The sequence below is a fragment of the Rhodanobacter sp. KK11 genome, assembly GCF_033345435.1.
Taxonomy (GTDB): Bacteria; Pseudomonadota; Gammaproteobacteria; order Xanthomonadales; family Rhodanobacteraceae; genus Rhodanobacter.
Window position 1 is genome coordinate 804,453 of the sequence record NZ_JAWPMI010000001.1, and the last position, 24,772, is coordinate 829,224.

A 24,772-nucleotide genomic window follows, 5' to 3' on the forward strand; every position below is an offset into this window, starting at 1 on the left:
GTGCGCGGCGGTCAGACGCCCTTGCCGATGTATTTCTCGAGGAAGGCCTGCAGCTTCGTGTAAAGCTCGACGTTGTTCTGTTCGCTGTAGAAGCCGTGACCTTCGCCCGGCTTGCTCAGCCACTCGTACGGCTTGTGCGCGGCGTCGAGTGCGGCACGCATGGCCTTGGCGTGTGCGAACGGCGCACGCTGGTCGTCTTCGCCGTGGACCAGGAACACCGGCACGTCGATCTTGCCGGCCAGGTTGACCGGCGAGTTCGCGGCCAGCTCGGCGGGATCGTCGCCCATCTGGATGCGCAGGGCGTTGCGGCCGGCCTTGCTCTCTTGCGTGTCGCCCTTCTTGTAGCGCAATGCCATGTCGTAGATGCCGGCGTAGCCGATGGCGCACTTGAACATGCCGGGGGCGCGAACCGGTGCCATCAGTGCCGAGTAGCCGCCGAAGCTGGCGCCGTAGATGCAGACGCGCTGGGGGTCGGCATAGTCTTCGGCGACCGCCCATTTGACCGCGTCGATCAGATCCTGCTGGATTCCGCTACCCCACTGGCGGTAGCCGGCGGCCTTGAAATTCGCACCGCGGCCGCTGGAGCCGCGGTAGTTCACCTGCAGGACGAGATAGCCGCGGCTGGCCAGGAACTGGGCATCGTCGTCGAAGAACCAGTCGTCCTGCACGTCGATGGGACCGCCGTGCGGAACCAGCACCATGGGCAGCTTGGCCAGGTTGGCGCCCTTCGGGATGGTGAGGATCGCTTCGATTTCCTTGCCGTCGCGCGCCTTGAAGCGCAGCGGGCGCCGTTCGGCCATCTGCGCGGGGTCGATCCACGGCATGGCGTCGAACAGCTTGACCACCTTGTAGTTCTTCGTGTCGATCAGGAAGTAGCTGCCCGGGTTGCGGTCACTGCTGACCGAGAACAGCAGCTGGCCGCCGTCTTCGCTGAAGTTGACGAAGTGGACGTAGCTGCCGGGGAATTTCATGCTGAGCGCCCGATGCAGCTTGGCGGGCGGCGAGTTGGCATCGATGTAGCTGGGTTGCGGCACGCCGGTCGCCAGCACGGTGGCGAACGGCTGGTACGGTTGCGGGGTCAACTCCATCGCACCGATGCTGCTGAAGCTGTCGCCGGCGAGCACCTTGCGGTTGCCACCGTTTTCGTCCTGCTCGATCAGCTTGCTCGGGCCACCGTCGGCGGAGTAGCTGGCGAAGATGCGCTGCCGGTCGGGGGCGAAGAAAAGCGGAGTGAAACTGCCCTCGGTGTCGGCGACGTTCACCTTGACCCAACTGCTGCCCTGCTGCTGGTAGACCACGTAGTCCCAGTTGTCGTCACGGCCGTAGGCATAGCGGGCCTTGCCGTCCGCGCCGACCATGAAGCTCAGTCCGCTTGCCTTGATCTGGCCGATCAGGCGGCGGGTGTTCTTGCCCGCGTCGACGTCGTACAGCGTGCTGTAGTCCTGGTTGTCCCAGCTGTACGTGGTCATGTAGAAGTGACCGTTGGCCGGCGTCGGCCGGCCGGCCACGAAGCCCCAGCCGCGGTCGGTACCGCGTGTGCCGGCGCGCGTGCCGTACTTGCTTTCGGAGCCGTACAGGTAATCCTGGTGCTTGCCGTCGAAATCGGTGGCGATCACCTCGCCGGTCGCCACGGGCTTGTCGATCGAGCCCAGTTGCCTGCCCTTTTCCACCACCAGCCGGGTGTTGTCGACCCAGGTGATGCCGATGGCCAGTTCGTACTTGGGCAGGCGCAGCAGGCTGACCGGTCTGCTCATGTCGGCCACGTCGTAGACGGCCAGCGCATGCGAGTCGCCGTCGGGGTAGTTCATGTTGACGGCAAGATGCCTGCCGTCCGGCGAAAGCTGCGGCATGGAAAGCTGCGCGTGCCGCGCGAAATCCTCCACCGGCACCAGGTCGGCGGCCGCGGCGGCGGCGGGCAACAGCAGGCAGGCTGCGGACAGCATGGTCCGCGCAAGACGGTACGACATCGGTTTTCTCCCCTGAAGCTCCGTGCGACAAGTCCGGCCGTCTGGAGCAAGGCGGTCAGGCTGGATGCGGGCATCCCTGGCAAAGCGGTGGTGCAGTCCGCGTCCATACTCCCCAAGTGCGGGCGGCACCGGGGAAGATTCTAGTTCTTGCGAAAGCCCGCGCGGAAGGGGCCGTAGCGCCGTCCGTGCCGACGTCCCGCTACACTTGGCCTTTGCCCGCCAGCATGGTCGCCATGTCCCAGCCTTACGTCGTCGATTTCGATCCCGTCGCCTTCCAGCTCGGTCCGGTCCAGGTGCACTGGTACGGCCTGATGTACCTGCTCGGCTTCTTCTTCGTGGCGGTGCTGGGTGAGTACCGGCGCCGCCGCGGGCGCCTGCCGGTCACTCGCGACGCGCTGGGCGACCTGCTGTTCTACGGCATGCTCGGCGTGATCGCGGGCGGGCGCGTGTGGTACATGCTGTTCTACTACGAGGGCGGCATCGGCTGGATCTGGCACGACCCGCTGGTGTTGTTCAAGGTGTGGGACGGCGGCATGAGTTTCCACGGCGGCCTGCTCGGCGTGCTGGCCGCGGGCTGGTGGTGGTCGCGGCGCAACGCATTGCACTTCTTCGACACCATCGACTTCGTGGCGCCGCTGGTGCCGATCGGGCTGGGCCTGGGCCGGCTCGGCAATTTCATCAACGGCGAGTTGTGGGGCAAACCCAGCGACGCATCGTGGGCGATGATCTTCCCGCAGGCGCCGGACCGGCTGCCGCGGCATCCGTCGCAGCTCTACGAGATGCTGCTGGAAGGCGTGGTGATGTTCGTGGTGCTGTGGCTGGTTTCGCTGAAACCGCGGCCGCGCTACCTGGTGTCCGGGCTGTTCGCGCTGCTGTACGGCGGCTTCCGCTTCGCAGTGGAATTCGTGCGCGTGCCCGACCCGCAGCTCGGCTACCTGTTCGGCACGCAGTGGGTGACGATGGGGCAGATGCAGTCGCTGCCGCTGATTGCGATCGGGCTGGTGCTGCTCGCGATGTCGCGGCGCGCGCCCACTTTGCCGCTGGCCGCCTGACACGGCTTGCGTAGGGCGGGCACCGCCCGCCGCTCCTTGATCTCGAGATGCCGGCGGGCAATGCCCGCCCTACCTGGCGTTCCTGCGGTTGATTGGCGGTCAGAAGTTGCGGTCGCCGCCGAGGATGTCGCCCAGGCCGCCGAGGATCGAGCCTTCGCCGCGGCGCTGGCCGCCGCCCTGCGGCGCCGCCGCCAGCATGCGCCCGGCCAGGCGCGAGAACGGCAGCGACTGCAGCCACACCGTGCCCGGTCCGGTCAGTGTGGCGAGGAACACGCCTTCGCCGCCGAACAGCATGCTCTTGATGCCGCCGACGGGTCGCACATCCATGCTCACCGTGTCGTGGAACGCGACCACGCAGCCGGTATCCACGTCCAGCCGCTCGCCGGCTTTCAGCTCACGCTGCACCACGGTGCCGCCGGCGTGCACGAACACCCAGCCGTCGCCCTCGAGTTTCTGCATGATGAAACCCTCGCCGCCGAACAATCCGGTGAGGATCTTGCGCTGGAAGAAGATGCCCAGCTGCACGCCGCGCGCGCCGGCCAGGAAGGCGTCCTTCTGGCAGATCAGCCGGCCGCCGTGGTCGGACAGCTTCATCGCCATCACCGTGCCGGGGTAGGGTGCGGCGAACGCCACCTTGGCCTTGCCCTGGCCGGCATGGGTGAACACCGTGGTGAACAGGCTCTCGCCGGTGATCACGCGCTTGCCGGCGGAGAGCAGTTTGTCCATCAGGCCGCCGCCTTGGCCGGAGGTGGAGCCGTCACCGAACACCGTGTCCATCTGCACGGCGGCCTCCTTGTACATCAGCGCGCCGGCCTCGGCGATCGCGCTTTCGCCGGTGTCCAGTTCGATCTCGACGAACTGCATGTCGGTGCCGACGATGCGGTAGTCGATCTCGTCGGCGCGGCCACTGCCCATCGACGCCGGGATCGGTGGCGGCGCCAGCGGGGTGCCACCGAATTCGGCCACGCTGCGGATCGGCTTCCACTCGGCGAAACCTTCGCACCAGCAATAGCCGTCCGGCTGGCGCTGCGCCTGTGCCCGCGCCGCCGCGTCGTCGAGCGGGCCGATCCGGTCGGTGTTCTTGCCGTAGCTGAAAAACCACTGCGCCATGGTCCGTCTCCTGGTGGGAAGGCCCGAGTTTAAGCGGTAGGAGCGCACCCTGTGCGCGATGCTCTTTGTTACGCCACGGAAAGCATCGCGCGCAGGGTGCGCTCCTGCCTATACTTGGGCGATGCGCGCCTATCTCGACCTGCTCCGCCACGTCCTCGACCACGGCACCGAAAAGACCGACCGCACCGGCACCGGCACGAAGAGCGTGTTCGGCTGGCAGATGCGCTTCGACCTCAACGAAGGCTTTCCGCTGGTCACCACCAAGAAGCTGCACATCAAGTCGATCGTGCACGAGCTGATCTGGTTCCTGCGCGGCGACACCAACATCGCCTACCTGAAAGAACACGGCGTGCGCATCTGGGACGAATGGGCCGACGCCAACGGCGATCTCGGCCCGGTCTACGGCCAGCAGTGGCGTGCGTGGCCCACCGCCGACGGCGGCGCGGTCGACCAGATCGCCTGGGTGGTCGACGAGATCCGGCGCAACCCGGACTCGCGGCGGCTGATCGTCAGCGCGTGGAACGTGGGCGAGCTGCCGAAGATGGCGCTGATGCCCTGCCACACGATGTTCCAGTTCTACGTGGCGGACGGCAAACTCAGCTGCCAGCTGTACCAGCGTTCGGGCGACATCTTCCTCGGCGTGCCGTTCAACATCGCCAGCTACGCGCTGCTCACCCACCTGATCGCGCAGGTCTGCGGCCTGGGCGTGGGCGACTTCGTGCACACGCTGGGCGACGCCCACCTGTACAACAATCATCTCGAACAGGCGCGGCTGCAGCTGGGGCGCGAACCGCTGCCGTTGCCGCGGCTGAAGCTCGATCCGGCGGTGCGCTCGATCTTCGATTTCCGCTACGAGCACATCGCGATCGAGGGCTACCAGTCGCATCCGGCGATCAAGGCCGCCGTGGCCGTGTAGCCGCGGCGCAGGAACGTGCGAAGGCGGCATCTCGGCGTTGCCGCCTGTTAAGATCGGGCGCCATCGGCGTTGCCGCTCGCGGGCGCAGGCCGTCCCACCGACCATCCAGCCTTCCAAGGATTTGCCATGGCCATTTCGCTGATTGCCGCACTCGACGAAAATTTCGCGATCGGCCGCAAGGGCCAGCTGCCCTGGCACCTGCCCGACGACCTGCGCTGGTTCAAGCAGCTGACCACCGGCAAGAACGTGCTGATGGGCTACAACACCGCCTTGTCGATCGGCCGTGCGCTGCCGGACCGGGTCAACATGGTGCTGACGCGCCGCCACGAGGCGCCATACCCGGGCCAGATCACCGTGCGTTCGATCGACGAGGCGCAGGCGCGCTGCGACAACACCGGCCTGATCGTGATCGGCGGCAGCCTGGTGTTCGCCGAAGCGCTGCCGCGCGCGCGCCGCATGTACCTCACCTGGGTGGCCGCCGCGATCGACGGCGCCGACGCGTTCTTCCCCGGCGTGCACTTCAGCGAGTGGACCGAGGTCTCCCGCGTGCACCACAAGGCCGACGCCGAGCACGCCTACGACTTCGACATGGTCGAGTATCTGCGCAGCGCCTGATGTCCGTGCCGGTCGGGTCCAAGCCGGTCATGCACGTGATGGCCGCGGTCATGCTCGACGCGCTGGGGCGCGTGCTGCTGGCCCAGCGGCCTGCCGGCAAGCACCTGGCGGGCATGTGGGAGTTTCCCGGCGGCAAACTCGAGCCCGGCGAGGCGCCGCAGGCAGCTCTGGCGCGCGAGCTGCGCGAGGAAATCGGCGTCGTGCCGCTGCGTGGCGAGCCGCTGATCCGGGTGCCCATCCATTATCCCGAGCGCGAGTTGTTGCTGGATGCCTGGCGTGTCGAGCAGTGGGAAGGCGAGCCGCAGTCGCTGGAAGGGCAGGCGCTGCAGTGGCTGCGGCCGGAGCAGATCGACCCGGCGATGCTGGCACCGGCCGATCGCGCGATCGTGCAGGCCTTGCGGCTGCCGTCGCGCTACGCGATCACCCCGGTCGAGGTGCGGCCCGAGCAGCGCGGCCTCTGGTTCGAACGCATCGGCCAGGCGCTCGAGCACAGCCGGCAACTGGTGCAGCTGCAGCTGCCGCTGTGGCCGCGCGAACTGGTGCGTGAACTGGCCGCCGGCCTGCTGCCGCTGGCTCGCCGGCACGGCTCCGAGCTGCTGCTCTGCGGCGACATCGAGGGTGCGCGGGCACTGGGCATCGGCGTGCAGCTCAAGCGGCGCCAGCTGGCGTCCCTGTCCGAGCGTCCCCTGCCGTTGTCGCAGTTGGTCGGCGCCAGCTGCCATGACGCCGCCGACCTGGCCCAGGCCGAACGGCTCGCTGCGGACTTCGCCACGCTGGCGCCGGTCGCCGCCACCCCCAATCGCCTGCAGGCCCCACCGCTGGGCTGGCCCCGCTTCCGCTCCCTGGCCGAAGCCGCCGCCCTGCCGGTCTACGCCTTCGGCGGCATGGCCCCGGCGCAGGTCGCCCAGGCCCGCGACAACAGCGCCCAGGGCGTCGCCGGCATCCGCGAGTTCTGGCCCTGAACGGCGCCGACCCCACGCAGCGGGTGTTGTAGGGCGGGCATCGCCCGCCGGCCTCGTGCGTCACTCGCCGAACGTTCTGCCCGGCGTGCCCCGCGGCTCGTCGTCGCCCCAATCGGCAGCGTAGATGCCTTGCCGTACACAACGATGAAAACTCGAATACGGCCAGTCGATCACGCGCCGCACATATCCGCGCTTGACGGGGTTGTAATGCGTGTAGTCCATGTGCACGGCGAAGTCAGTCTTGTCGCGAATCAGGTGCTCCCAGAAGCGAGGCTGCCAGAGGCCGGCGTCGCGCCCTGGCGCTGACGTGTGCGCCTTGCCGCAGCGCCGGGTAAATCCGGCCTTGATCCTTCCCCATCGCGTGGAGAAATCGAAGTCGTCCACCGGCAGTGTCCAGATCGCGTGCATGTGGTCCGGAAGCAACATCCAGGCGTCGATTGAGAACGGCAGTTGTCGTCGTACCTCGGCGACACTCTGGCGCAGGGCTGCCACAGCCTCGGCGGCAGTCAGCAGAGGGCGTCGCTGTGCCGTCACGACGGTGAAGAAATAAGTCGATCCCGGAATCCTTGCGCGGTGATAGTTGGGCATGTGCCGATGCTGGCAAGCCGTATCACGAGTTGTCTGTCGGGCATGGTCACGCCAGTGCCTGGTTCCTGGATGACGTGGCCGAGAGGCACGGCGGACAGGGTCCGCCCTACGCTGCGGTTGTAGGGCAGGCACTGCCCGCCGGCTTTGATTTTTTGTGGCAAGACGTGCAAGAAGGGCGGCGGGCGGTGCCCGCCCTACGGGGCGGAGCGGGCCAGTGCCAGATAGCGTTGGTGCAGTTCGGCGACGGCGGTGTCGAGGGCGGTTTCGTCGCCGCTGTTCTCGATCACGTCGTCGGCCACCGCCAGGCGCTCGGCGCGGCTGGCCTGGTGGGTCAGCATGCGGCGGGCGAGGGTTTCGTCGATGCCGTCGCGCTCGATCAGGCGCGCCAGCTGCACCGGCTCGGGGGCGTCGACCAGCAGCACGCGGTCGACCCAGCGGTAGTGTTCGATGTTCTCGGCCAGCAGCGGAATCGCCAGCAGGCAATACGGACCGCGCTCGGCCAGCGCGCGCTCGTGCAGCCACTGGCGCACGAGTGGGTGGATGATCGCCTCCAGCGTCCGGCGTGCGGCGGGATCGGCGAATACATGCCGACGCATCGCCGCGCGATCCAGCCGGCCCGTGTCGTCAAGTACCCCGGGGCCGAACGCATCGACCACCGCGGCCAGCCCTGGTGTGCCCGGCTCGACCACCTCGCGGGCGGCCACGTCGGCGTCGTGCACGTGCACGCCCAGTGCCTCGAAGCGTCGCGTAACCGCGGTCTTGCCGGCGGCGACGCCGCCGGTCAGCGCGACCACCAGTGCGCGGGAGCGCGCGTTCATCGCAGGCCGGTCAGCTGCATGTAGCCCTGCAGCAGGTCCGTGCCCGCCATGAACCAGACCCAGCCGGCGGCGGCGATGAACGGGCCGAACGGCATCGGGATCTCGCGCTCATGCTTGCGCAGCGCGATCAGGGCGCCGCCGACCAGCGCGCCGATCAGCGACGACAGCAGGATGATCGGCAGCAGCGCCACCGGCCCCATCCACGCGCCCAGCGCGGCGAGCAGCTTGAAGTCGCCGTGACCCATGCCCTCCTTGCCGGTGAGCAGCTTGAACGCCCAGTACACGCTCCACAGGCTCAGGTAGCCGATCGCCGCGGCCAGGATCGAGGCCGGCGCGGTGACGAACATCGGCAGCAGCGACAGCAGCAGGCCCAGCCACAGCAGCGGCAGGGTGAGCTGGTCGGGCAGCAGCTGGGTGCGCAAGTCGATGCCGGACAGCGCGATCAGCGTCCAGGTCAGCGCCAACCCGGCCAGCGCGGCCCACGACGGGCCGAACTTCCATACGACCAGCGCGCTCAGCACGCCGCAGAGCAGTTCCACCAGCGGGTACTGCAGCGAGATCTTCGCCTGGCAATAGCGGCAGCGCCCGCGCAGCAACAGCCAGCCGAACAGCGGGATGTTGTCCCGCGCCGACAGCGGATGCCTGCAGTGCGGACAGTGCGACGGTTCGCGCACGATGCCCGGCGGCAGCGGCGTGGTGTCGGCCTGCAGCTCCAGCACGTCGCGCGCTTCCTGTCGCCATGCCGCGGCCATGCGCTCGGGCAGGCGCAGGATCACCACGTTGAGAAAGCTGCCCACCAGCAGGCCGAGCACGCCGGCCAGGGCGATCCACAGGGCGAAGGGAAGTTCGGGCATGCGTCAGCCTTGTGTTTCAGGGCCCCCTCGGTAGGGGCAGGGCATAAGGGAACGGTGCGCTTGAGCAAATAAAAGCGGCGGGCAGTGCCCGCCCTACGAAGCATGAAGCCATTGTAGGGCGGGCACTGCCCGCCGGCTCTTGATTTGGTTTTGAGGTTGCGTCAGAACGTGCCGGCGAGCTTGAAGATCGGCAGGTACAGGGCCACCACCATGCCGCCGACCAGGGTGCCCAGCACCACCATGATGATCGGTTCGAGCAGGGTGGACAGGGTGTCGACGGCGTTGCTGACCTCTTCCTCGTAGAACTCGGCCACCTTGAACAGCATGTTGTCCAGCGCGCCGGATTCCTCGCCGATCGCGGTCATCTGCACCACCATGTTCGGGAACAGGCCGGTCTGCTTCATCGCCAGTTGCAACTGGTGGCCGACCGAGATGTCGTCGCGCATCTGCCTCACGGCGTCGCCGTAGACCACGCTGCCGGTGGCGCCGGCCACCGCGTCCATCGCCTCGACCAGCGGCACGCCGGCGCGGAAGGTCACGCCCAGCGTGCGGGCGAAGCGGGCGATCGCCGAGTTGCGCACGATGTTGCCCATCACCGGCATCTTCAGCGACAGGCGGTCGAGGAAGTGGGCGAACTTCACCGAGCGCTTCTTGGCGATGACGACGGCGGCGATGCTGCCGCCGATCAGGCCGACGACGATGTACCAGTAGCTCTGCATGAATTCCGAGGAGGTCACCAGCAGCTGGGTCGGCGCCGGCAGCTGCGCGCCGGCGTCCTGGAAGGTCTTGGCGAACACCGGCACCACGAACAGCAGCATGATCATGCAGACCAGGAACACCACCACCATCACCATGGCCGGGTAGAACAGCGCCTTCTTGATCTTCTTCTTGATCGCCTCGGTGCGTTCCTTGTAGGTGGCCACGGTGTCCAGCACGGTGTCCAGCACGCCGGAGGCCTCGCCGGCCTTCACCAGGTTGCAGTACAGCTCGTCGAACTGCACCGGGTAGCGGCCGAGCGCCTCGTTCAGCGCCGAACCGCCTTCGATGTTCAACTTGATGTCGGTGAGGACGTTCTTGAAGCGGACGTTCTTCTGGCCGTCGGCGATGATGTCGAAGGCCTGGATCATGGGCACGCCGGACGCCATCATGGTGGCGATCTGGCGGCTGAACACGGCCACGTCGCCCGGCTTGATGGTGCTGCCGGTGGAGCCGAACAGCGGCTTGGCGCGTTCGCGCACGGTCTGCGGGTTCATGCCCTGGCGGCGCAGTTCGGCCTTGACCAGCGAGGCGTTCTTCGCCGGCATGTCGCCCTTCATGCGCTTGCCGCGCTTGTCCAGCGCAACCCACTCGTAGGTGGTCAGCTTGCTGACTTCGGCGCGCTGGGCACCGAGTTCGCGCGCCTTGTTGATGTTCGTTGCGGTAGCCGTGGCCATGCGCATCTTCCCCCAGTGGTCCAGTCCCGGAGCCGTCCCCTGCGGGCGGCTGACAAGGTATGGGTACAGCTTATGTCATTTTTGCGGCGCCAAACCGTGGCGCCGGACGCAAGTTCGCTGCGGCGCAGCTCCCGGAATCGCCGCTCATTCCTTGGTGACGCGGTCGATTTCGGTCAGGCTGGTCAGCCCCTGCTTCACCTTCAGCAGCGCCGAGGCGCGCAGGTCGTTGACCCCGGCCGCCTTGGCCGCCGCGGCGATCTGCAGCGCGTTGCCGCCCTGCAGGATGATCTTCTGGATCTCCTCCAGCATCGGCATCACCTGGTAGATGCCCACGCGGCCCTTGTAGCCGTCGTTGCAGCCGTCGCAGCCGACCGCCTCGTAGATGGTCAGCCCGGCATCGATGTCGGCCTGGCTGAAGCCGGCGTCCAGCAGCACCTGCGGCGGCAGATTGATCGACTTCTTGCAGTCGTGCAGGCGCCGCGCCAGGCGCTGGGCGATGATCAGGCTCACCGACGAGGTGATGTTGTACGGGGCGATGCCCATGTTCATCAGGCGCGAGATGGTCTGCGCCGCGTCGTTGGTGTGCAGGGTGGACAGCACCATGTGGCCGGTCTGCGCCGCCTTGATCGCGATCTCGGCGGTCTCCAGGTCGCGGATCTCGCCGACCATGATCACGTCCGGGTCCTGGCGCAGGAACGAACGCAGCGCGCTGGCGAAGGTCATGCCGCGCTTCACGTTCTGCTGCACCTGGTTGATGCCTTCCACGCGGATTTCCACCGGGTCCTCCACCGTGGAAATGTTGCGCTCCGGGGTGTTGAGCATGTTCAGGCCGGTGTACAGCGACACCGTCTTGCCCGAGCCGGTGGGGCCGGTGACCAGCACCATGCCGTAGGGCTTGTGGATGGCGTCGACGTAGAGCTTCTGCTGCTCCGGCTCGTAGCCGAGCTTCTCGATGCCGATCTTGGCCGCCGAGCCATCCAGGATGCGCAGCACGATCTTCTCGCCGAACAGCGTGGGCAGCGTGCTGACGCGGAAGTCGACCGCGCGGGTCTTGGACAGGTTGAGCTTGATGCGGCCGTCCTGCGGCACGCGCTTCTCGGCGATGTCCAGCTGCGCCATCACCTTGATGCGCGAGGAGATGCGGTTGGCCATCTTCATCGGCGGGTTGGCCACTGCCTTGAGGATGCCGTCCATGCGCAGGCGCACCCGGTACTGGGTCTCGAACGGTTCGAAGTGGATGTCCGAGGCACCGCGGCGGATCGCGTCGACCAGGATCTTGTTGACGAACTTCACCACCGGCGCGTCGTCGTTCGCGTTCGCGTCGACGCCGCTGCTCGACTCGCCCTCGTCTTCGCCGCCCTCGATGTCCAGCTCGTCGAGGTCGCCGCCGCCCATGTCGGGCATGGTGTTGCGCAGGTTGTTGAGCAGGCTCTCGATCACCCGCTGCAGCGAGCCGCGCTCCACCAGGATCGGTTCCACCATGCAGTTGGAGTGGAACTTGATCTCGTCCAGCGCGTGCGACTGCATCGGGTCGGCGATGCCCACGTACAGGCGCTTGCCGCGGCGGAACAGCGGCAGCGCCTGGTGCTTGGTGATCAGCGCCTCGCTGATCAGGTCCAGCGGCATGGTCGCCGGGTTCAGCGCGGCCACGTCCATCGTCGGCATGCCGAATTCGGCCGAGGCGATGCGGGTCAGCTCGGCGCTGTCGACCAGGTTGTGATCCAGCAGCCAGGCCCCCAACGTGGCCTTCTGCTGGTTGCTGTCGGCCATGGCCTTGCGGACCACGTCCTCCGGCAGCACTCCTTCGGACACCAACCGGCGAGCCATGCCGGACAAGCCTGCGAGCGACGGCTGCAACTGAGATGACATAAACGACTCGACCTAGCCCCTGTATGTGGTTGAATCTACCGCAGTCAGGCGCGCAGGTCACTCATTCCCTGCAGGCGGGCTCCTGCGGGTTGATGCGACGCACAAAGCTACCCCGCCCATCCGGTTTCCTCCCTTGCGCAGGGACCCCACACCCTCCTGTGCGAGCCCCATGTCAGGTTCCTCGCTTCTGTGCGGAGACCCCATGTCCGGCTCCTCCTGTCACGTGGGGCGCCACATCCGGTTCTTCACTCTTCCCCCGGGACTCCAATCCGGTTCTTCACCCCTGCCCGGGGACCCCAATCCGGTTCTTCACTCTTGCTCTGGGACTCCAATCCGGTTCTTCACTCTTGCTCGGGGACTCCAATCCGGTTCTTCACTCCTGCCCGGGGACTCCAATCCGGTTCCTCCCCCTGCGTGCAGGGGGAGGTCAGGAGGGGGTAAAGCTTTTGATCTTCCCCCAAGGCCCCTCCAAGCCCTCGAAACTCGACCCCCCGTCCGCAACCCCGCCCGGCCTTCACGCTATGATCCCCTCTCCACCCGGGGGAGCCGCCTGTTGAACCGCCTGAGCATCATCCTGCCCGCCAAGAACGAGGCGCCCGCGCTGGCCACACTGCTGCCGCGCCTGCGCGCTGCCCAGCCCGAGGCCGAGATCATCGTGGTCGACGACGGTTCCACCGACGACACCCGCAGCATCTGCAAGAGCAACGGCGTCACTTGCCTGTCCTCGCCGTACTCGATGGGCAACGGCGCGGCGATCAAGCGCGGCGCCCGTGCCGCCGGCGGCGACATCCTGGTGTTCATGGACGGCGACGGCCAGCACGACCCGGCCGACATCAAGCGCCTGCTCGACCAGCTGAACCGCGGCTACGACATGGTGGTCGGCGCTCGCGACTGGGGCAGCCAGGCCGGCGTGGGCCGCGGCCTCGCCAACACCTTCTACAACTGGCTGGCCAGCCGCATGACCGGCCACCCGGTGCTCGACCTCACCTCCGGCTTCCGCGCCGTGCGCGCGGACAAGTTCCGCGAATTCCTGTACCTGCTGCCCAACGGCTTCAGCTACCCCACCACCAGCACCATGGCCTTCTTCCGCAGTGCCTACCCGGTCGCCTACCTGCCGATCAAGGCCGCCCAGCGCGTCGGCAAGAGCCACATCAGGCCCCTGCGCGACGGCGTGCGCTTCCTGCTGATCATCTTCAAGATCGCCACGCTGTATTCGCCGTTGAAGCTGTTCGTACCGGCGAGCGGCCTGTTCTTCCTGCTCGGCTGCGTCAACTATGCTTGGACTTTCATGCATGATGGGCGCCTGACCAACGGCAGCACGTTGATGTGGAGCGCGGCGGTGATCGTGTTCCTGATCGGGTTGGTGTCGGAGCAGATCACCGGATTGATGTATCGACGCGATGCCTGACGACCGCCGATCAAGTCCGCTGGCGTTGCTGGTAACGCGTAATTTTCCGCCGCTGCTCGGCGGCATGGAAAAGGTCAACCAGCATCTGCTTGCCGCCTTGCAGCCAACATGGCGCACGGCGTTGTGCGGACCGGCCGGATGCCCCGAGTACGCATCGCCGGCGGCAGAAGTGAGGCAATGCAAGGTAAAGCCGCTACCCGTGTTTCTGGCCGTCACGCTATGGCATGCGGTTCACTTGGCGTGGCGACGCAAACCCGAGTGGGTCATTGCCGGCAGCGGTCTCACCGCACCGATTGCCTGGCTGGCGGCGCGATGTGCCGGAGGCAAGGTGGCCGTCTATCTGCACGGACTCGATATCGTGGCGTCCAGCCGGGCATACCAATGGCTGTGGATGCCTTTCATCCGACGTTGCGACCTCGTTCTGGTGAACAGCACCAACACGGCGCGATTGGCACAAGGCCGTGGGGTGCGGTCCGACAAATTGCACGTGCTGCATCCGGGGACCGATCTGCCCGAGCTGGATGCCAACGTGGCGCACGACTTCCGCGAGCGCCATGGTTTCGGGCAGCGGCCGCTGTTGCTTTCAGTGGGGCGGTTGACCCAACGCAAGGGGCTGGCCGAGTTCGTGGCGAAAGCGTTGCCGGCCATTGTTTCCCGTCATCGGGAAGCACTGCTTGTGGTCATCGGCGACGAAGCCAGTGATGCCTTGCATACGCGGACAGGCTCGGAGCGCGAACGCATCCTCGCCGCGGCCCGCGATGCCGGCGTCGAGAAAAACCTGCGCTTTCTCGGACGCTGTGACGAGGCAACCCTTGGCGCGGCCTACCAGGCTGCCAATCTCCATGTATTCCCCGTGCTTGAGTTGCCTGGCGATGTGGAGGGCTTTGGCATGGTAGCGCTGGAGTCGGCGGCATACGGTTTGCCCACTGTCGCCTTTGCAGTGGGCGGTGTGTCCGACGCCGTGCGGGAAGGACGGACCGGTACTCTGGTTGAATCCGGTGACTATGGTCGTTTGGGCGAGGCAGTGATTCGCCAGCTTGCACAGACGCGCGATGGTTTGGCTACAGCTATCTGTCGGGATTTCGCCGCCGGCAAGGCGTGGCCGGTCTTCGGCGAACGCCTGCGCAAGCTGCTGGGTGCGCCAAATGTCTGATACCCCATCGAGCAATCGCGGCGGTTGCGCAGGTGACACGCCGGTGGCGCGTCAGCCCCACGCAGTGCTTGACTTGCCGTCGCGCCGCTTCAAGGGCTTGAAAATCGAGCGCCTGCTGGATCTGGCCAATCGGCCGCAGCCGATACGCATGCTGGAAGTCGGTACGGGCTCGGGTGGCATTGCGCATTACTTCGGCACGCATCCGCAACTGCGCTGCGAGGTGGATGCCGTGGACATCCACGACAACCGCCTGGTCACCGAGGGCTATCGCTACCATCAGGTGCAAGACACGCGACTGCCGTTTGCTGATGAGTCGTTCGACGTTGTGCTGAGCAATCACGTCATCGAGCACGTTGGCGATGAGCAAGCACAGCGTGCGCATTTAGCTGAGCTGCATCGCGTGCTGCGCCCCGATGGCGTAGGCTACCTCGCCGTACCCAATCGCTGGATGTTGGTCGAGCCGCACTACAAGTTGGCCTTTCTCAGCTGGTTACCGCATGCATGGCGTACGCCGTATTTGCGCGCGATGGGCAAGGGTCGCGCGTATGATTGCGAGCCGCTTCAGATGAAGCAACTCGAACAATTATTTGCCGAGGCCAAGTTGGATTGCTGCAATCTGTGCATTGCGGCGTTGCACGCCACGTTCGACATCGAACGTATCCAGTCGCCGGCTGTCAGGCTCCTGCGGCATGTTCCGGACCGGGCACTACTGCAGCTGCGGCGCATTATTCCGACGCTGATCTACCGTTTTTCACGTCCGGTGTCCGAGAGCAGATAGTCGAAGCGTCGTGCGTGATCGCTCCAGGTCGGACGCGATCCATATTCCGCGCGTGGCGTGGCCAGCAGATCGAGCATGCGTTCGGCAAAGCTTGCGGCATCGCCAGGCGGGGCCAGATGCTCACTGCGCTCGCCGAGCATCCAGCGCACTGGCTCCGTAGCCGTCGCGACGACCGGCACGCCACAGGCCATCGCCTCGCATAGCTTGGCGGGGTAGCTGTAGCGCCCAAAGCTGGTGTCGGCAGTAATCACACAGGCAATGTCGAGTGCATTGATCAGTGCAGGCAGTTGCGTATCGGCCACGTAGCCGGTACCCATCACTCCCGGCTCGGACAGCACCTCCTGCGGCGGCCTACCGCTGAGCAGGAGATGGATGTCGGGCTGTGCCGCACGCGCACGCCGGAATGCGTCGATCAACATGGCAGTGCCACGGTTCCTCGCCCAACTGCCTACGTAACCGATGAAGCGGGCGTCAGCTGGCAGACCAAGAGCTAGACGGCATGCACGCTTGTCGAGTGGTTTGAATTCGGGATCGGCCGCCATCGGAATGATCTCGACCGGACGGCCGTCACGACGGTGCAGCTGCAATCGCTGTGCGAGCTGTGGGCCAGCAGCCGTGACCAGATCAGCTTTGCGAATGGAGCGTCGCCACAGTGCATGCAATGGCAGGTTCCAAGGCATGTAGGCCTCGTAGTTGTCGTATGCATCCACCGCGGACAGGGCGCCGGTGCTGTGGGCGATCCGCTGGGCTAGCCATCCGTAGTAGGTGTCGGACATGCCGATGACCCAGTTGGGCCGGAATGCATGGGCGTGTTGAATCAATCGGCGGTAAAGCGTACCGGGACCCAGACTGCGCACGTCCTCACCGAGCCAATCCACCCCCGCCATCAGGGTGCGGATGGAAGGTAGGTTGCGATGACTGCACAGCAGTACCTTTACGTCGTGTCCGCGAGCCGCAAGCAGGCGTGGGAGATGATGGAAGCGGCCGTAAGGACGCTCAATGAGATCACGCTGCTGCGGGTGGCGCTTACTGACGAAGAGAATCTTCATGTACCGATTGCAATGCGTACGATCTGGTGGAAGCGGGCCTCGAAGTGCCGCTGATCCCACCGCTGCGCACGCTTCCTACCGGCTTCGGACAGGCGTGATCGCAGTGCCTCGTCGGTTGCTAGGCGCACGATGGCCCGGGCGATTTCCTCGACTGAGGAAGGATTGAACAGTAGTGCGGCGTCGCCTACCTGCTCCGGCATAGCGTAGATGTTCGATACGGCCATCGGACACCCGACGGTCATCGCTTCGAGGGGTGGGATGTTGGTGGGGCCGAAGAAGGTCGGCATAATCAGGCCGCGCGCACGCCGGTAGAAACCGGGCATGTCTTCGTCGGGAACATAACCCAACAGTTTCACACGATGCTGCAAGTGCAGGGCGTCGATCGTCTGCAGGATCTTCGCATGTGCGTTCTTGTCGGATCCGACGAGCACGAGGTGCAGGTCGGGTACCGACTCAAGCGCCACGGCCAGGGCCTGCAACAGCCGCACGTGGTTCTTGTGCTCCCAGAGCTGGGCCGGATAGAAAACGAACGACGCGGGTAGTCGGTAGCGGCTGTCGAAATCGGCCGACTCTGCATTTCGCATGTAGGGCGGGGCGACGTACGGCAGCACGTGTATCCGTCCGGGATCGACATCGTAGGCCTCCATGACGTGCGACTTGCCCACGGCGGAATCCACCAAGATGGCGGCAGCCACCGCGCAGATGTTCCGGTAGTGCCGCTCGCGGCGCCTGAACAACCCTCGGTGGGATACTTCCGGGAAACGGTTTTCGTGCCGGTGCATCAAGTCGTGGATCACCCCCATCGTTCTGGCCGGCAGGGCGTAGGTCAGCACATCCTGTGCGGGGCATATCCAGAGGTCGCAGCCTTGCGCCAAAAGCCTGCGCGTACCGGGGTGCAAGCGCCGGGCTGCGGTGCGCCATAGTGCTGCGGAGACACCCTGCCGCAGCAGGAAGTGGAGTACGGGATCCAGGACGCTCGCTGCCATAGGTAGCAGCTTGGCCCTGGCGGCGTGCGGCTGGAGTAGAGGAAGCCATGCTGGGTGGGCATGGACGATGACGATGTCGTATTCCTCCACGCGCAGGGACAGGGTCGCCGCCAGCACGGACTGGGCGTATTGGAAGGCGCCACCACCGTAAGGCGGAAATCCAAGATAAAGACCAATTCGCTTCATGCGGACGGGCAGGGCATGTGCCCGTGTTCGACGGGAATTGGCGGTGTCATCGGCATGGTTCCGGTATACAAGCCTAGACCGCGGAAAGTATTGCCCGCGGCCCGGTGCAGTATGCCGCGATCAACGGGGCGTCGCGACATAGCGCCTCAGGTGCGGCGAGCCACGTAGCAGGCACCCCACGTCTGGTCATCGAGCGGCGCTCCGCTCAGCCAGGCCTCCTCTCGCACCAGTTCGAAACCGGCATCGCGACAGGCGGTGGCGACGTCCTCGCGGAACAGGTAGCGCAGATGGTGGGTTTCCTCGATCAGCTCCCATGCTTTCGTGGGCGGCGACTGGATGAAGAACCGGTAGCGTACGTCCACTGTCTGGCGCGCGGGGTCGTGGTGCGGCTCAGCAATGCGCACGACCGACGCGCCTTCCACCACTAGGTCGCGTACCCGTGTTTCGGGGCCCTGGGCGCGTACGGCGGGGCCGTGCCAGCTGTCGAACAGGAACAGTCCACCCGGTTCGAGGTGTGCCGCCGCGGTAGCGAAGGTAGCGGCCAGTGCTTGTGGCGTGGCCATGTAGTTGAGTACGTGAAAGCAGGCGATGACGGCATCGAATCGCTGTTCCGCGCGGAACCGGGTGGCGTCGGCAGTGAGGAAGGAGATTTCCTCCATGTCGAGCAGGCGCTGGTGCCCGTTGGCGCGTTCCACCATCTCGCTACTGGCGTCGATACCGAGCACGCGAAAGCCACCGCGCGCCAGTTCCACGGCCAGGCGACCGGTGCCGGCGCCCAGTTCCAGCAAGCTGCGCGGGTCGTGTCCGTGCGCACCGAGCAGACGAGCGACGTAGGCTGCTTCCGCGGCATAGTCCTTGTTTGCATAGACGGCATCGTAGAAGCGAGCGAGATCTGCGAACGCACTCATGCCAGGATCTCCGCGACGGCTTCGCAGACGCTGTCCCGTTCTGCATCGGTCAAGCCCAATCCGCTAGGGATGTAGAAGCCTTGGGTATAGAGGCGCTCGGCCACGGGGTAGGACTCGCCCTTGAATAGGCCCTGGCGCTGCAACACCGGTTGCCAATGCATCGGACAGAAGAACGGGCGCGTGCCGATCCCACGGGCGGCCAACTGGCGCATGGCCTCCTCGGCCTTCATGTTGCGCTCCTCGCCCAGCACGAGGCCGTATACCCAGTAGGCGTTGCGTGCATAGTCGGTCTCGGCCAAAGGCCGTTGGAGAGCGGGTAGTGTCGAGAAGGCCGCGTCGTAGTGCGCACCCATGCGGCGCTTGCGGGCGAGGAATTCGTCCAGGCGTTCCAACTGCGCCAGGCCCAGCGCAGCCTGCAGGTTGGTCATGCGAAGGTTCCAGCCCAGCCGTTCGTGCACGAAACGCTTGTGCGGCTGGAAGCATAGATTGCGCAGGCTGCGACAGTCTTCCGCCAGCTTGTCGTCGTTGGTGAGCACCATGCCGCCTTCGCCCGTAGTGACGTGCTTGTTCGGGTAGAAGCTGAAGGTGCTGAGGTCGCCGAAACTGCCGCAGGGGCGACCCTTGTAGGTTTGCCCATGCATCTGGGCCGCGTCCTCGATCACCGCCAGGCCGTGTCTGGCAGAGAGTTCCAGCAGTGGATCCATGTCCGCCGGCAGGCCGTAGATGTGCACCGCCATGATGGCGCGGGTGCGCGGCGTGATCTTCGCCTCCACCTGGCGCACATCCATGTTCCAGGTCGTCGGGTCGCTGTCCACCAGCACCGGCGTGGCGCCGGCGCGAATGATCTGGCCAATGCAGGAAATGATGGTGAATGCGGGCAGGATCACCTCGTCGCCGGGGCCGATGCCGAGTGCTTCGACGGCCGCGTCGAGCGCAGCCGTGCCGTTGCTCACGGCGATGCCATGGCGGCGTGCGACGCGCGCGGCAAAGGCCTCCTCGAACTGCCGCACGAACGGCCCTTCGGAGGAAATCCAGCCCGATTCGATGCACTCGAGCAGGTACTTCTTTTCGTTGCCGTCAAGCAGTGGTGTGTTGACGGGGATCATTCATTTCTCCTTGGCGTCAGTCATGGGACGCGTTGGATTACCTTCAAACCGCGTCTTGTCCCTGTCTCCACAATACGGGCCCTGCTTGATCTCCAGCATTTCCAATTCTTCGAGCACTTCGAAACCATGCCCTCCTGATGCAAGCAGGATGACGTCGCCTGCCTCAAGTTCGCGACTTTCGAAGTGGTTGCGTGCACCGTCATAAAAATCTACGCGCAGACGTCCACGCCGGATGACTAGAACCTCTTGGGTGTAGATGACTTCACGGGGCACTGGATTGTGGTAGTGCGCTCCGATGACGTGGCCAGCAGGGTGGCTCATGTAGGCGAGTTGCTGCGAAAAATCATTTGGCGTGAAGAAGTGGATGCCCTGTTCGTTATAGCCTGAACGAATGATGATCGCGATGATTTTGTTGCTGTGGCGAATTTCTTCGATCACGTTTGTCCTCCATGTTTTTTTTCACGCTTGCGCGCTGGATTGGCGCTTGTCCATACGGGAGCGAGGGTCTTGGTTCGGTGCGGGCATTGGTTTCCATGGAAGTAGGCGTCAAAGATGCGTAGCGCATCATCTTGGCGGAGACGATTGTCGCGCACAGCGGGCCAGCTCGCGTTTCGTGCTCGATGTGCTGTCCGGAGTGGGGCGAGGATGACCTCAATCCGTTCAACACCAAGCGTAGAAAGGGCTGCAAGGCGATGGTTCCCGTCAGCGACAATGTACGCGCTCCGTTCGGAGCCTACGAGCTCGAAGACGCGTACGTAGCTGTATTTGCCGGGCAGATACCCTTCCGAGGAAATAGCGCGCCAGGCACCCTCTAGCCAGCCGTACTCGTCATGGATGCGTTGTTCTGGAACACCTTCGTCCGAAAAATGCGTCAGCACGTCAGGTATTTCATCCGCCGTCTGGCGCCAGCCTTTCGGCGTGCCGGAATGCACTCGATTCCAAGGGAATTGCCACAGAGGCGGCGCATTGGCGATGTCCAATGAGAGCGCTTGCGCAAGGTCTTGTGGTCGGTAGTGCAGGAGAAAGTCGCGCAAACGAGCACGAGCACAATTCATGGGTTCGCCGGAGGCCAAGCCTCGAAAATACTCTTCATATGGGTTGAACTCGCCCCTACCATAACGGAAGCCGCAGTAGTGTACGCAGTCGCGTATTGGTACCGACCGAACGCGGTAGAACAGCCGGTGGGCGAAGTGATGCAAGATGTTCATGTCGCTGGTTTCAGTAAGAATACGCGCACTTGATGACCATAGTAGTGGCCGATCAGCATATCGGAGTGAACTCGAAGGCCAGCTTCTGCAAATGCGGACTCGAACTGCGCGCGTGTGTGGTTCCAGGCTTCGATGTGCTGCGGAGAACGCAGGGGATGCTGTGGGCGCAGTAGGCCACTTATCCTTCCGGCAAAGCGCAGTGCACGTGAGGTGATACGGCGCAACGGGGTGCCATGCACATACGCTTGAGCGATGAGTGTGCCCTTGAGCACGCGTCGCAACTCCTTAAGCGCCGCGACAAGGCGGTCCGGTGGGAGCAGATGTAGCAAACGGAAGCACACTATTGCATCAAAAGTTTCATCATCTTCCCCTAACGCAAAGACATCGCCTTTTTGTAGACGCACGTGCGTCATCCCCAACGCGTCGCGCTTGCGTTGGGCCTCAGCAAGCATATGCTCGGAAATATCGATGCCGAGTACATCTGAATCCCTCGGAAAACAATGCAGGAACCGGCCTGTGCCGACCGGTAGATCGAGGATGCGGGCTGGCGCGTGGGTAGCGAAATAGTGCTCTACCGCCGCGTTCTCGAAGTGCCATAACGGTTCGTTGATCCGGAGCGCTTCATAGGTCTCGGCCTCGGTCGAGCCGTACTTCGAATAACCATCATAATCTTTGGTGGGCATTGGGTGAGTCCGTTTGAGCTACTGAAGATTCTATGGCGGGAAAGGGGAGCTTCCGCAGCCACGCGGAACCGCGATAGGTTGCACGGTGATGAGCTTGGCGTATGGGTGGGTCATCGGAGACGAAGTCGACGAGATGGGTGTAGTGTCGATCCAAACATGCCGCGATACTGGCTTGCGACAACAGCCACATGGGGTAGCTCGCTCTGACAATTGTCCAAGGCACATGCTGTGTGAGAAGGCGTTGCCGCCCGTCATCGGCGCATATTGTGCGATCGAGCACGATTCCTGCCGGGCGCAGACCCATGAGCTCCTGAAGCTTTGCCATCGGATCCTGCACGTACTGGATCGACCCCGACGCCAACACGATGTGGGGCCTCAGATCGCGCGCCGAATCGATAGTGCTGCCGAAAGAAACCGCGGGATGGCCGGCGAACAGTTGTCTGCCGGCTTCTGCGAAATGCGGCTGTTCAATCACGTGCCAGCGCACGTCACGCAGGACACGCAGCCACGGTCGCCAGCGCAGATAATGAGTCGCCAGACTGCCGCCGAAATCGACCACTGTTGCCACGCCGCCGATACTTCCTGCAATAGCAAGCAGTGATGAGAGGGCGTGCGATGGCGGCGGAGAGTTGTTCACCACGCCGTCCTGTTCGTATGACTGATTCGACGCTAGTGCGCGCTCCGTGGCAACGCGTACGCGCTGGAGTATATCCTCGTGCGCATAGCCCGAAGTTGCCGCTATCGCAGACGTCCAATCGATATAGGGTCCCCTGAAGCGAGTTTCGGCGCCAATCAGCCGATTGGCAGCACGCAGTGCGATCGGAGGTACCCACTCTCGGATCAGTGCCTTACTCATTATTTCGAATCATCGGTAGGGGCGTGAACGCGTGAGACACCGGGCAAGCCAAGTATTGCGCGACTCTGGAGGCGAAACAGTGGCCGCGTTGTTTTCCAAAGTACCCCCATACCGAGTGCTGACACTGTGTAGGACACGACGGTTGCCCATGCGGCGCCATTGATTCCGAACCGTGGAATCAGGGCAAAGTTGAGGCAGATGTTGAGGATCGCCGCAACCGACGTCTTCATCAGGTAGAAGCGCCGCAAGTCATGGTTGATGTACCACGGATCGCTGGCGCAACTGAGGAAGACGGCCCAGGTCGACCAGACGTGAATCTGCAGCACGCCCGCTGCGGAGGAATAGCTTGCACCGAACAACAGGGAGATTGCGTATGGCGCCAGCAGAGTGACGCCGGTAGACATCAGCAGGCCGCTTACGGAAAGGAGGCGAAGGAAGCCATGTACGGCCGCATCGAAGGCGGCGCGGTCTTGCAAGTAGAGGCTCGCGAGTCGTGGCGCCACCGCAGCCATTACCGCGGCAGGTACGAGGTAGAGTCCTTCGGAGAGCATCGTGCCCGCGCTATATAAACCAACAGCGTCACCGCCAAGCATGCGACCCAGCATAAACACATCGATGCGACTGTAGATCGCGGTGGCGAAGGCCGACAGCAGCATCGGCGATGCGAGGCGAGCGAGAGCCAGCGTATGCCGGCGATCTGGAATTGAGAGTGCGCCGAAACCGAGCTCGAGCCGTTGCTGTGACGCACGCCACAGCAACGCCACGGCGGCGAACGCTTCGACCACGGAGACAATGGCCAGCGGGATCAGCGGCGTCGGCAGCATGAGTGACCCGAGGCGCATGGCCGCGCCGATGGTATATGCGATGATCTTGGCGCGCGTCGCATCGGCGAAGCAGTGGTTCGCTTGCAGCCATGACTCGGCGACCCATCCAGATTGCAAGAGGCCGGCGAGTGCGAGGATGGCCACGAGAGGCGTCGATGCCTGCATGCCTGCCGGCGCCGCGAGCATTGCGGCAGCTATCGAGGCGAGGCCTGCGCACATGGCGCCGGCGAAGCGCAGCGCGAGTCCTTCGGCAAGGATGCTGGTCGCACGTTGCGGCGCACGCACGAGTTCACGGATCAACAGCGCATCGAGGCCCGCTTGCGCAAGAAAGGCGAACAATGCGACGGTCGCTAGGGCATAAGAATAGAGGCCGAAACCATCGGGCCCTAAGTTACGCGCGATGGCCACGCTGACGACGAAACCCAATGCAGCGCGAGTGCCGCGCTCGGCCATCTGCCAAAACGTGTCGCGACGCAATCCGCGCCAGCGCGTACTGGGGGGCTGATATTCAGTTTCGACAATCATTCCAGTTGGAGTAGGTGCGGGCGAGGCCCTCGCGCAACGGGATTCTGGATCGCCAGCCCATGCTCGTCAGACGCGAGGTATCCAGCCGCTTGCGTGGTGTGCCATCCGGTTTCGACGGGTCGAACTGCAAGGTTCCGCGATAGCCGACGACTTCGGCGATCAGTCGGGCCAGTGCTGCAATGCTGGCTTCCAGTCCGGAACCGATGTTGACTATGTCCGCGGCGCTGTAGTTGCTCATCAGGAAAAGTAGGGCATCCGCAAGGTCATCCGCGTGCATGAACTCTCGCAATGGCGTGCCTGTTCCCCAGATCGATACCTCCGGTGCATTGGCAAGCTTGGCTTCATGAAAGCGCCGGATCAGGCCGGGCACCACATGCGAATTTTCCGGATGATAGTTGTCGCCCGGGCCGTAGAGATTGGTCGGCATCGCGCAGATGGCGTCGAAGCCGTATTGCTTGCGGTAGGCCTGACACATCTTGAGACCGGCGATCTTGGCGATTGCGTACCACTCGTTGGTCGGTTCAAGCGGGCCGGTCAGCAGGTATTCCTCCTTGATCGGCTGCGGGCAGTCGCGGGGGTAGATGCAGGAAGAGCCCAGGAACAGCAACTTTTTCGTGCCGTGCTTCCAGGCGTTGTGGATCACGTTGGTCTGGATTGCGAGGTTGTCGCGCAGGAATTCGGCGGGGTAGGTGTCGTTGGCGTGGATGCCGCCAACCTTGGCAGCCGCCAGAAATACGTATTCGGGGCGCTCGGCGGCGAAAAAATCCTCGACAGCGCGTTGGTCGGTCAGGTCGAGCTCCTGCCTTGTCCGCAGGACGAGGTTGTCGAAGCCTTCAGCCTGCAGCTGGCGGACAATGGCCGAACCCACCATGCCGCGGTGACCGGCTACGTAGATCCTGGATGATGTGTGCATCGGGT

The 24,772-nt window shown here is 64.6% G+C and carries 24 protein-coding genes; 7 read left to right on the forward strand and 17 right to left on the reverse strand.

Annotation, left to right across the window (positions count from 1 at the left end):
• Positions 1-11 precede the first annotated feature (11 nt).
• Positions 12-1,967, reverse strand: a complete 1,956-nt coding sequence (locus R5H19_RS03465) for a S9 family peptidase (RefSeq protein ID WP_318157581.1) — start codon at positions 1,965-1,967, stop codon at positions 12-14.
• Between the two features lie 233 nt (positions 1,968-2,200).
• Here R5H19_RS03465 and lgt point away from each other — a divergent pair, with 233 nt between their 5' ends.
• Positions 2,201-3,019, forward strand: a complete 819-nt coding sequence (gene lgt, locus R5H19_RS03470; RefSeq protein WP_318157582.1) for a prolipoprotein diacylglyceryl transferase — start codon at positions 2,201-2,203, stop codon at positions 3,017-3,019.
• Between the two features lie 99 nt (positions 3,020-3,118).
• On the opposite strand, the gene R5H19_RS03475 is transcribed toward lgt, so the two are convergent.
• On the reverse strand, positions 3,119-4,129 hold the full coding sequence (locus R5H19_RS03475; protein WP_318157584.1) for a TIGR00266 family protein: 1,011 nt from the start codon (positions 4,127-4,129) through the stop codon (positions 3,119-3,121).
• A gap of 121 nt (positions 4,130-4,250) precedes the next feature.
• Between R5H19_RS03475 and R5H19_RS03480 the strand changes: the two genes are divergently transcribed.
• The 3 genes from R5H19_RS03480 to R5H19_RS03490 all read left to right on the forward strand — a co-directional run bounded on the left by R5H19_RS03480 (position 4,251) and on the right by R5H19_RS03490 (position 6,622).
• The gene (locus R5H19_RS03480) at positions 4,251-5,045 is read left to right on the forward strand and encodes a thymidylate synthase (protein WP_318157585.1); all 795 of its coding nucleotides are present in this window, start codon (positions 4,251-4,253) and stop codon (positions 5,043-5,045) included.
• A 126-nt stretch (positions 5,046-5,171) separates the two neighbouring features.
• Positions 5,172-5,660 carry a dihydrofolate reductase gene (locus R5H19_RS03485; RefSeq protein WP_318157586.1) on the forward strand — a complete coding sequence of 163 codons (489 nt, stop codon included), beginning with the start codon at positions 5,172-5,174 and terminating at the stop codon, positions 5,658-5,660.
• Positions 5,660-6,622 carry a Nudix family hydrolase gene (locus tag R5H19_RS03490; RefSeq protein ID WP_318157587.1) on the forward strand — a complete coding sequence of 321 codons (963 nt, stop codon included), beginning with the start codon at positions 5,660-5,662 and terminating at the stop codon, positions 6,620-6,622. The genes R5H19_RS03485 and R5H19_RS03490 overlap by 1 nt, the downstream gene beginning before the upstream one ends.
• A gap of 60 nt (positions 6,623-6,682) precedes the next feature.
• Here R5H19_RS03490 and R5H19_RS03495 read toward each other — a convergent pair whose 3' ends face one another.
• The 5 genes from R5H19_RS03495 to pilB all read right to left on the reverse strand — a co-directional run bounded on the left by R5H19_RS03495 (position 6,683) and on the right by pilB (position 12,184).
• Complete coding sequence (locus R5H19_RS03495; protein WP_318157588.1) at positions 6,683-7,210, reverse strand: transposase; 528 nt, start codon at positions 7,208-7,210, stop codon at positions 6,683-6,685.
• Positions 7,211-7,404: 194 nt separating this feature from the next.
• Positions 7,405-8,028, reverse strand: coding sequence for a dephospho-CoA kinase (gene coaE / locus R5H19_RS03500; RefSeq protein WP_318157589.1), 624 nt, complete (start codon positions 8,026-8,028; stop codon positions 7,405-7,407).
• A complete protein-coding gene (locus tag R5H19_RS03505) occupies positions 8,025-8,882 on the reverse strand; it encodes an A24 family peptidase (protein WP_318157590.1) in 858 nt (285 codons plus the stop codon). Before R5H19_RS03505 ends, coaE begins: the two co-directional genes overlap by 4 nt.
• Positions 8,883-9,043: 161 nt before the next feature.
• Positions 9,044-10,315, reverse strand: coding sequence for a type II secretion system F family protein (locus R5H19_RS03510; RefSeq protein WP_318157591.1), 1,272 nt, complete (start codon positions 10,313-10,315; stop codon positions 9,044-9,046).
• Positions 10,316-10,459: 144 nt separating this feature from the next.
• On the reverse strand, positions 10,460-12,184 hold the full coding sequence (gene pilB, locus R5H19_RS03515; RefSeq protein WP_318157592.1) for a type IV-A pilus assembly ATPase PilB: 1,725 nt from the start codon (positions 12,182-12,184) through the stop codon (positions 10,460-10,462).
• 553 nt (positions 12,185-12,737) lie between these two features.
• On the opposite strand from pilB, the gene R5H19_RS03520 reads away from it, so the two are divergent.
• Genes R5H19_RS03520 through R5H19_RS03530 form a run of 3 tightly spaced genes read left to right on the forward strand, consistent with a single transcriptional unit; the run spans position 12,738 to position 15,523 of the window.
• Positions 12,738-13,592: a glycosyltransferase family 2 protein gene (locus R5H19_RS03520; RefSeq protein WP_318157593.1), complete on the forward strand. Its 855-nt coding sequence runs from the start codon at positions 12,738-12,740 to the stop codon at positions 13,590-13,592.
• Entirely contained in the window at positions 13,585-14,745 is a 1,161-nt protein-coding gene (locus R5H19_RS03525; protein ID WP_318157594.1) for a glycosyltransferase family 4 protein, read from the forward strand. The genes R5H19_RS03520 and R5H19_RS03525 overlap by 8 nt, the downstream gene beginning before the upstream one ends.
• Positions 14,738-15,523, forward strand: a complete 786-nt coding sequence (locus R5H19_RS03530) for a class I SAM-dependent methyltransferase (RefSeq protein ID WP_318157595.1) — start codon at positions 14,738-14,740, stop codon at positions 15,521-15,523. The genes R5H19_RS03525 and R5H19_RS03530 overlap by 8 nt, the downstream gene beginning before the upstream one ends.
• On the opposite strand, the gene R5H19_RS03535 is transcribed toward R5H19_RS03530, so the two are convergent.
• The 10 genes from R5H19_RS03535 to R5H19_RS03580 all read right to left on the reverse strand — a co-directional run bounded on the left by R5H19_RS03535 (position 15,487) and on the right by R5H19_RS03580 (position 24,767).
• Entirely contained in the window at positions 15,487-16,572 is a 1,086-nt protein-coding gene (locus tag R5H19_RS03535; protein ID WP_318157596.1) for a glycosyltransferase, read from the reverse strand. The genes R5H19_RS03530 and R5H19_RS03535 overlap by 37 nt on opposite strands.
• A complete protein-coding gene (locus R5H19_RS03540; protein WP_318157597.1) occupies positions 16,569-17,744 on the reverse strand; it encodes a glycosyltransferase family 1 protein in 1,176 nt (391 codons plus the stop codon). The genes R5H19_RS03535 and R5H19_RS03540 overlap by 4 nt, the downstream gene beginning before the upstream one ends.
• Before the next feature lie 146 nt (positions 17,745-17,890).
• Positions 17,891-18,652, reverse strand: a complete 762-nt coding sequence (locus tag R5H19_RS03545; RefSeq protein ID WP_318157598.1) for a methyltransferase domain-containing protein — start codon at positions 18,650-18,652, stop codon at positions 17,891-17,893.
• A complete protein-coding gene (locus R5H19_RS03550; RefSeq protein ID WP_318157599.1) occupies positions 18,649-19,758 on the reverse strand; it encodes a DegT/DnrJ/EryC1/StrS family aminotransferase in 1,110 nt (369 codons plus the stop codon). The genes R5H19_RS03545 and R5H19_RS03550 overlap by 4 nt, the downstream gene beginning before the upstream one ends.
• Entirely contained in the window at positions 19,759-20,196 is a 438-nt protein-coding gene (locus R5H19_RS03555; RefSeq protein ID WP_318157600.1) for a hypothetical protein, read from the reverse strand.
• On the reverse strand, positions 20,193-20,966 hold the full coding sequence (locus R5H19_RS03560; protein WP_318157601.1) for a hypothetical protein: 774 nt from the start codon (positions 20,964-20,966) through the stop codon (positions 20,193-20,195). The genes R5H19_RS03555 and R5H19_RS03560 overlap by 4 nt, the downstream gene beginning before the upstream one ends.
• The gene (locus tag R5H19_RS03565; RefSeq protein WP_318157602.1) at positions 20,963-21,649 is read right to left on the reverse strand and encodes a class I SAM-dependent methyltransferase; all 687 of its coding nucleotides are present in this window, start codon (positions 21,647-21,649) and stop codon (positions 20,963-20,965) included. Before R5H19_RS03565 ends, R5H19_RS03560 begins: the two co-directional genes overlap by 4 nt.
• Positions 21,630-22,505: a methyltransferase, TIGR04325 family gene (locus tag R5H19_RS03570; protein ID WP_318157603.1), complete on the reverse strand. Its 876-nt coding sequence runs from the start codon at positions 22,503-22,505 to the stop codon at positions 21,630-21,632. Before R5H19_RS03570 ends, R5H19_RS03565 begins: the two co-directional genes overlap by 20 nt.
• Positions 22,505-23,854 carry a flippase gene (locus R5H19_RS03575; protein WP_318157604.1) on the reverse strand — a complete coding sequence of 450 codons (1,350 nt, stop codon included), beginning with the start codon at positions 23,852-23,854 and terminating at the stop codon, positions 22,505-22,507. Before R5H19_RS03575 ends, R5H19_RS03570 begins: the two co-directional genes overlap by 1 nt.
• The gene (locus R5H19_RS03580; RefSeq protein WP_318158146.1) at positions 23,838-24,767 is read right to left on the reverse strand and encodes a GDP-L-fucose synthase; all 930 of its coding nucleotides are present in this window, start codon (positions 24,765-24,767) and stop codon (positions 23,838-23,840) included. The genes R5H19_RS03575 and R5H19_RS03580 overlap by 17 nt, the downstream gene beginning before the upstream one ends.
• Positions 24,768-24,772: the final 5 nt, after the last annotated feature.